The organism is Draconibacterium sp. (assembly GCF_041583095.1).
In the GTDB taxonomy this organism is placed as follows: domain Bacteria; phylum Bacteroidota; class Bacteroidia; order Bacteroidales; family Prolixibacteraceae; genus Draconibacterium.
Map to the genome: position 1 here is coordinate 1 of NZ_JBFHGM010000346.1, position 4730 is coordinate 4730.

Genomic DNA, 4730 nt, shown 5'->3' on the forward strand with positions numbered 1-4730 from the left:
GAAAAAAATTGAGAACAGACAGAAAACACAAATGGCTTATTCTTCCGGCGTTGGCAGGAATTGTTTTTGCGCTTACACTTATCCTGCGCCAACATCCCGGCTTTGTTGAAACCTGGTATGCGCAGCGAATCTATCCATTTATAGCTTCACTACTTTCAACCATTTCTTTTGTTTTTCCTTTTTCGCTTGATGATAGTTTTTACGCGGTTTTGATCTTAATGCCTATAGTTCTGCTCGTTCAACTATTTACAAAACGTATAAAATGGAAAGCTGCCGGAAAATTTTTGCTGAATACTATTGCCACAGTATATATCCTGTTTTATGTGTTTTGGGGATTCAATTATTTCCGCTCGCCGTTACCCGACCGACTGGGAATAAAAGACCGGGAACCCGATACGGAGGAATTTGTGCAATTTATTCACCAGTACGTTACTGAACTAAACCAATTACATTGCGATTTTGACACTGTTGACAAAGCTGAAATCGACCGCTTAATTGAAGAATCGTACCAACAACTGGCGCCAGTTTTACAGTTCGCGTACCCGATGGGCAAACGCCCCGACAAAACAATCACTTTCAGCGGATTTTATGCAAAATCAGGCATCACCGGATATTTCGGACCATTTTTTAACGAAGTTCATGTAAATAAAAAGATTTTACCTATCGAATACCCCTATGTTCTGGCACACGAAAAAGCGCACCAGCTGGGCATAACAAGCGAGGCAGAAGCCAATTTTTACGCGTGGCTGGTTTGTTTAAACAGCTCGTCGCAACAAATCAGGTATTCAGCTAAATTGTTTATTTCATTTCATTTTTTCAGGCAGGCCCGTGGTTTGGAAGATTATAAAAAACTTGTTCATGAAATCTCGCCGGAAGTGCAGACCGACATCAACAGAATAAGCGATCACTGGAACGAACTGCGCAACGCAACCATGGACAAAACGGCTTCGAAACTCAATGATGCGTATTTAAAACACAACAATATAAAATCGGGCATAAAGGATTATACCGGCGTGGTTGACCATGTTATGAACTTTTCGTTAGATTCAGCTTTTCAGCAACGTCATGGTTTTGCGCCCCGTTAAATTCATTTACTTTTACAACCAATAACAAAAGTTGGTAGATCCAGTATCGGAACAACTCCGGTCTTCTGACTTCCAGCTTCCAACTAGTATTATATGAAGCTAATTCCGATTTCTGCCGGTCATTTTCATTGCGATGGAGGAGCTTTGTTTGGTGCCATCCCAAAAGTATTGTGGAACAAAGTTTATCCGTGCAACAACGATAATTTCACCCAGCTAACCTTGCGTTGCCTGTTGGTGGAAATTGATGAACGCAGAATACTTATCGAAACGGGAATTGGAAACCACTACCCCGAAAAACACCTCAAAAACAACGGAGTAACTTCGGTTGACCAACTTGAAAAATCGTTGACCGAAAAGGGTTTTTCAGCTGCTGATATTACCGATGTATTTTTCACCCACCTGCATTGGGACCACTGCACTGGAGCCGTTAAAAATGTTGACGGAAAACTGGAGCTTGTTTTTCCGAATGCCACTCTGTGGAGCAGCAAGAAGCAATGGGAACACGCCAAAATTTCGAACCCACGCGAGCAGGCAGCTTTCCATCGGCCGGTGCTGGATTTTATGATGGAATCGGAAAAATTACAACTGATTGAAGAAGAAGGTGATTTTCTGCCAGGATTTGAGATAAGGTTCTTCGATGGCCACACGCCGGGACAATTGCTGCCCATCCTCCACACCGGGAAACACTCTTTTGTTTATACCTCCGATTTGTTTCCTACTGCCGCCAACATTCCATTGCTGTGGGTTTCGGCATACGATCTCGATCCGGTTAAAGTAATGGAAGAGAAAGGAAAATTTCTGAAAGAAGCTGCTGATAAAAACTATATCCTGTTTTTTGAGCACGATTATTACACCGAATGTGCTTCGGTGCAGGATACGGAAAAAGGCGTGCAACTTAAGGAGAAATTCAGCTTTGCAGAATTGAGTTAAAACAAATTTAGAACTCAGATAGCAGTTTTCTGCGATCATCTGTTAATCAGCGTCATCTGCGTTCAGTTTTTCACCAATTCTTTGGTAGACAATAAACCGCAGGCAGCATAAATATCCTGTCCACGCGATGCCCGAACTGTAGTAAGAATTCCTTTTTTATTTAATGCGTCTTTAAAACGCTGGATGGTTTCTTCTCCCGGACTTTTAAGCGGTGTTCCCGGTACCGGGTGAAAACGAATCAGATTAATTCGGCACTTCAACCCACTGAGTAAGCGGGCCAGTTCATCCACATGTTTCTGAGAATCATTCAAGTCTTCAAACAAAATATACTCGAACGACACACGGCGCTGACGGCCAAAGTCCCAGCTTTCTATTTCCTCAACCACCTCTTCAACCGGGTAAGCCACCTGAACCGGCATAATTTTCTGGCGCTCTTCGTGGAAAGGTGTGTGCAGACTTACTGCCAGGTGTGCCTCACTCTTTTCAAGGAAAGTCAACATCCCGGGAATGATTCCGATGGTTGAAACTGTTATCCGTCGCGGACTCATTGCAAATCCCCATTCTGAAGTCAGGATTTCAAGGCTTTTCAAAACTTCTTCAAGGTTGTCGAAAGGTTCGCCCATTCCCATATACACGATGTTGCTAACCTCTTCAACCTCGTCGATACTTTTTATCTGGTTGATAATTTCTCCGGCTGAAAGTTGCCCCTGGAAACCTTGTTTGGCGGTAAAACAAAACAGGCATCCCATTTTACATCCCACCTGAGAACTCACACAAACGGTCTTCCGGTCGCGCTCAGGAATCATCGCCGTTTCGATAAATTTATTCTGGATTGTCGGGAACAGGTATTTTCGTGTACCATCAATACTGGCGCTGACTTTTGTATAAGGTGTTAAGCCAAATTCAAAGCGCTCGTTCAGCAATTCACGGGCTTTTTTCGACAGGTTTGTCATCTCCTCAATCGAGCTGATTTGCTTTTTATACAACCAATCTGCGATTTGTTTAGCCGTGAATTTTGGCAGCCCCAGCTCTACCACCAACTCCTGCAATTCCCCTAATGTTTTCCCGAATAATCGCTCCTTCATACCTGTAAATTTGCTGCAAAGATAACGCAAAAATTTTTGCGAGACTTTGTGTCTTCCCTATGTAACTTTTGGGAAGGATTTCTTAAACAACAAATGTGAAGAAGAGTTTTATCCCATCAACGATTTTTTGAAATCCGGAGCCTTCCGGTGTTTGGTAGTTTGCTCGAAAGCATAGGCAATCTCAAGCAAAACAGGCTCGCTCCAGGCCCGGCCGAAAAATGAAAGTCCGATCGGGAGGCCTTCAACAAATCCCATGGGCACCGTAATATTCGGATAGCCTGAAATAGCTGCCGGCGATGAACTCCCACCTGTAAAACTGTCGCCATTTACCCAGTCGATACTCCAGGTTGGACCATTTGTGGGCGCGATTAACGCATCCAGATTATGGGCATCCATCAAGGCATCAATTCCTTCTTTCCCGGCAAAACGTTTCGAATCTGCCAGCGCTTGCAGGTATTCCTCCGAATTTAAATCGCCTTTTGCCTCTGCTTCTTCAAAAATCTCCTGCCCAAACCAGGGCATCTCTTTATCTGCATTGGCCTTGTTAAACTCTATCAGTTCCGCCAGCGATTTTCTTGGTGCTGAAGGATGTTCCTGCAGGTATTTATTCAGGTCGGTTTTAAATTCGTAAAGCAATACTTCATACGACGGATTTCCCCATTTGCGGTTCGTTTCCAATTTCAGGTCCTCAACCAATTCCGCCCCGCTTGACTGCATCGCCTCAACGGCATTTTTCATTAATTCCTTCACCTTCTCATGCGACGGTATCATTTGCGAAGCTATACCAATTCGTTTTCCTTGTAATCCGTCCGGTTTTAGAAAAGAAGTATAGTCGTTGTAAATCTGTCCTTGCTCTAAATGCGTTTCCGCGTCATCAGTATCAAACTCAGCCAAAGCCCCCAGTAAAATTGCAGCATCGATAACATTTCGGGCCATGGGTCCGGCTGTATCCTGACTGTGAGCAATCGGGATAATCCCCTTGCGGCTCCACATACCCAGAGTAGGTTTAATGCCCACTATCCCGTTAATTCCCGACGGACAAACAATCGAGCCATTGGTTTCGGTACCAATACCAATAGTGCAGAGGTTACCCGAAACAGCTGCTCCAGTGCCCGAGCTGGAACCACACGGGCTACGATCAAGACAAAACGGATTTCGTACTTGTCCGCCTCTTCCGCTCCAACCACTTGAAGAATTGGTGGACCGGAAATTTGCCCACTCGCTGAGGTTGGTTTTTCCCAGCAATACCGCTCCGGCGTCGCGCAATTTTTTTACGATAAATGCATCCTTTTCCACCACATTGCCCTCCAATGCCAGTGATCCTGCAGTGGTTTGCATTTTATCGCCCGTATCAATATTATCTTTAATCATCACCGGAATTCCGTGCAAAGGCCCGCGAACAGTTCCGTTTTGTCGTTCCTCATCCAGTTTTCGGGCAATATCCAGCGCCTCCGGGTTAAGCTCAATTACTGACTTTAAATGCGGGTCAACCAACGCGATACGATCGAGGTATTTTTGGCAGATACTCTTAGCCGTCAGCTCACCCGACTCCATTTTTTGCTGCAGCTCCATTACCGATGTTTCATTTAAATCAAATGCAGCAAGATCAACTTCTTCCTGCACAGCAGAC

4 protein-coding genes are annotated in these 4730 nt (G+C 44.5%); 2 read left to right on the forward strand and 2 right to left on the reverse strand.

Annotation, left to right across the window (positions count from 1 at the left end):
* Together ABZB17_RS20665 and ABZB17_RS20670 are read left to right on the forward strand one after the other, a co-directional pair.
* The coding region (locus tag ABZB17_RS20665) for a DUF3810 domain-containing protein (RefSeq protein WP_372653214.1) at positions 1 to 1085 on the forward strand (1085 nt) is incomplete at its 5' end.
* A gap of 93 nt (positions 1086 to 1178) precedes the next feature.
* Complete coding sequence (locus ABZB17_RS20670; protein WP_372653217.1) at positions 1179 to 2015, forward strand: MBL fold metallo-hydrolase; 837 nt, start codon at positions 1179 to 1181, stop codon at positions 2013 to 2015.
* Between the two features lie 62 nt (positions 2016 to 2077).
* Here ABZB17_RS20670 and rlmN read toward each other — a convergent pair whose 3' ends face one another.
* Positions 2078 to 3100, reverse strand: coding sequence for a 23S rRNA (adenine(2503)-C(2))-methyltransferase RlmN (gene rlmN / locus ABZB17_RS20675; protein ID WP_372653219.1), 1023 nt, complete (start codon positions 3098 to 3100; stop codon positions 2078 to 2080).
* Between the two features lie 108 nt (positions 3101 to 3208).
* A partial coding sequence (locus ABZB17_RS20680) for an amidase (RefSeq protein ID WP_372653222.1) occupies positions 3209 to 4730 on the reverse strand: 1522 nt, incomplete at its 5' end.